This is a genomic window from Plasticicumulans sp. (assembly GCF_035331805.1).
Classification (GTDB): Bacteria; Pseudomonadota; Gammaproteobacteria; order Competibacterales; family Competibacteraceae; genus Plasticicumulans.
This window is the reverse complement of record NZ_DAOLKE010000397.1, coordinates 1-3,012: the sequence shown is the minus strand read 5'-3', so window position 1 is coordinate 3,012 and position 3,012 is coordinate 1. Positions and strand designations below refer to the sequence as shown.

The following is a 3,012-nucleotide window of genomic DNA, read 5'->3' as shown; positions in this document are numbered from 1 at the left end:
CGGTTCCGTCCGGATCCGGAATGCGCCGCGGCTGCGGGGTCTGCCGAACCGCCGCCGTGCCCGGAGGGCATGATCCGGAGCGAAGCGCCGTGTCATCCTTCGCTGGCGGCTGCCGGACTTTGCCCTCCGCTCCGGTCGATCCGTGCGATGCGCACGGAGCCGGCCCTGCATCCGTGCCCTGAACCTTTTCGCCCCCGTCGTGCGTCCCGGCGCCACGCCACCCGCGGCCTGCCCGATCCTTCCCGGAGCGCGAATCATGCGGATTCCCCGGCTTCGCCCCAGCCTCGCCCTTTTGATCCTGCTGTTTGCACTGCTGCCGGCACTCGCCGCGCCGGTGGCCGAGGAACTGACGCTGTTCCACGTCGGTGATCAGGAATCCTGGCTGATCAGCGCGCAGGGCAACCGGTACGACACGCCGGATGATCCGATCAGCTTCTACGGCGGGGCCGCGCGGCTTTCGGCGCTGCTACAGCAGCAGCGTGCGGCAGCGCTGGCGGCAGGGCGGGCGGTGCTGGTGCTCAATGCCGGGGATTCCTTCCTGCCGGGGCCGCGGCTGACGGCGAGCCTGAAGCATCTCGCGCAGGCCGCCCCGGGGGGCGGGCAGGATTTCTACGATGCCATCGTGCTGCGCCGGCTCGGCTTCACGGCCGTCTGCTTCGGCAATCACGAGTTCGACCTCGGCCCGGACGTGACCGCGCAGTTCGTCGCGGTGGCCGGCACGCCGTATCTGTCGGCCAACCTCGATTTCTCCGGCCATGCCGCGCTGCAGGCGCTGGTCGCAGAAGGGCGGATCGCGAAGACCCTGATCGTCGATACGCCGAAGGGCAACCGGATCGCCGTGATCGGTGCGACCACGCCGCGGCTGCCGGACATCTCCTCGCCCGGGGCGGTCACGGTGCGTGACCGTGACCCGGCCGCGGACGAGGACACGAAGCTGCTGGCACTCGCGCCCTTGCTGCAGGCCGAGATCGACCGCGCGCGCTCGGCGGGCGCGAGCGTCGTCGTGCTGCTCAGCCACCTGCAGGGCTACCGCAACGAGCTGAAGCTGGTGCCGAAGCTCAGCGGCCTCGACGTGTTCGTCTCCGGCGGCGGCCACGAGCTGATGACTTCGCCCGGCATGGCGACGATCCTCGATGAGCCGGCCATGATCCGGGGCTATCCGCAGGTCGTCGCGCTCGAGGATGGCAGCCGCGTGCTCGGCGTCACCGGCAACTTCGGCAATCGCTACGTCGGCGAACTGCAGCTGTCGCTCGATGCGCAGGGGCGGGTGCGGCGCGATGCCGACGGCGTGCCGCTGACCGGCACCGGCAGCCGCATGCACCGCGTCAGCGGCAACCCGGCCGATGCCGATCACGTCCTGCCCGATCCGGTCATCGAGGCCGGGGTCGTGCAGCCGGTGCGGGCGTTCATCGCGGCGCTGAGCGAGCAGAAGATCGCCACGACCCCCGTCGAACTCAACGGCGTGCGCGGCTCGGCGGCGGAGTCCGGCGCGCAGGCGCAGTACGGCGTGCGCAACAGCGAGACCAACCTCGGCAACCTGGTTGCCGACGCCGTGCGCTTCGCCGCCGGCACCGACCTCGCGATCCAGAACGGCGGCGGCATCCGCACCTCGATCCGGGCCGGCGAGGTGAGCGCCGGCGACGTGTTCAACGTGCTGCCGTTCACGAACCTGATCGTGCAGTTCCGCGGGCTGGACGCCGGGCAGCTCCGCATCCTGATGGAGCATGCGCTGGCGAATGCCTCGCCGGACGGGGCCGCGAGCGGGCGCTTCGCGCAGGTTTCGGGCCTGCGCATCGTCTACGACTCGCGCCGCCCGCCGCTGCAACTCGATGCCGACGGCAGGCCCGCGGGCGGCGGACGCATCCTGTCGATGACGCTCGATGACGGCACGCAGCTGGTCGAGGACGGCATCGTCCGCACCGGTGCCCGGCCGCTGTCGCTCGCGACGATCGACTTCACGGCCCGCGGCGGCGACGGCTATCCGTTCGCACGCCTCGGGCTGACGCCGGAGCCGCTGGTGCACACGATCCATTATCAGGAGGCGCTGCTCGACTACCTGAGTCAGCCGGCGGACAAGGGCGGGCTCGGCGGCGTGATCGACACGAGGCGCTACGGGCCGGTCGATCCGCAGGCGGGCGGGGGCAGGCTGATCGATCGGGCGCTGCTGAAGCCGGTGTCGGGGCTGCCGGGGCGGGTGAGCGTCGGCAGGCGCGAGGCGGCGGTTTGATCCCTGACGAGTGAGCATCGGCCCTGCCGGCCGAAGGGTCCGCACTTGCCGTGGATGGGTCGATGCCTGCGGCGCAAGGGTGCGCCCATGCCGCGCAGGCATTCGCCCATGCGCGGCATCTGCACTTGCCGGCGCTGCATGCATCGATCGATGCATGCAGCGCAGGGATCGATGCATGTGCCACAGCGGTTGCTGTTCGGTCAAAAATGACCGACGCTGCAGTGCATGTAATGGCAACGCCGGAAGCCAGGGCCATGAAGGGCAGCGAGTTCATCCACAAGGTCCGGCGGTACGCAAAAGCCAGTGGGCTCGCGTTCGAGTGGCGGCCCGAGCTTGGCAAGGGCAGCCACGGCGTGCTGATCCTCGGCGGACGGCGCACGGTCGTGCGCAACCTCAAGGACGAACTCAAGACGGGCACTTTGCACGCCATGCTCAGGCAACTGGGCATCGCGGCGGACGATCTGTAAGGAGGCCATCATGCAGAGCTTCACCTACCCCGTAGCACTCACGGCCGACGAGCACGATGGCGGGTTCGTCGTGACCTGCCGGGACATCCCCGAAGCGATCACGCAGTGTGAAAGCCCGGCGGATTGCCTGGAAGAAGCCGAAGGCGCCCTGCAGGCCGCCGTCGAGGCTCGCATCATGGACGATCTGGACATCCCGCCAGCGAGCGAGCCTGTGCACGGAGAGATTGCGGTATCCCTGCCGGTCACGACGGCGCTCAAAGCCGCGCTGTACCTCTCGATGCGCGATGCCGGGCTCAGCAAGTCGGCGCTCGCCCGACG

At 69.9% G+C, this 3,012-nt stretch carries 3 protein-coding genes; all 3 read left to right on the top strand.

From position 1 onward, the window contains the following. Positions 1-256: 256 nt before the first annotated feature. On the top strand, positions 257-2,227 hold the full coding sequence (locus tag PKE44_RS17450) for a 5'-nucleotidase C-terminal domain-containing protein (protein ID WP_324553808.1): 1,971 nt from the start codon (positions 257-259) through the stop codon (positions 2,225-2,227). Positions 2,228-2,289: 62 nt separating this feature from the next. Further along, on the top strand, positions 2,290-2,694 hold the full coding sequence (locus PKE44_RS17445; RefSeq protein ID WP_324553806.1) for a type II toxin-antitoxin system HicA family toxin: 405 nt from the start codon (positions 2,290-2,292) through the stop codon (positions 2,692-2,694). A 10-nt stretch (positions 2,695-2,704) separates the two neighbouring features. Next, on the top strand, positions 2,705-3,012 hold a 308-nt coding region (locus tag PKE44_RS17440; RefSeq protein WP_324553804.1), incomplete at its 3' end, for a type II toxin-antitoxin system HicB family antitoxin.

Coding starts and splice junctions, on each gene's coding strand:
- PKE44_RS17450 (WP_324553808.1), top strand. CDS start 257: ATGCGGATTCCCCGGCTTCGCCCCAGCCTCGCCCTTTTGATCCTGCTG.
- PKE44_RS17445 (WP_324553806.1), top strand. CDS start 2,290: ATGCCTGCGGCGCAAGGGTGCGCCCATGCCGCGCAGGCATTCGCCCAT.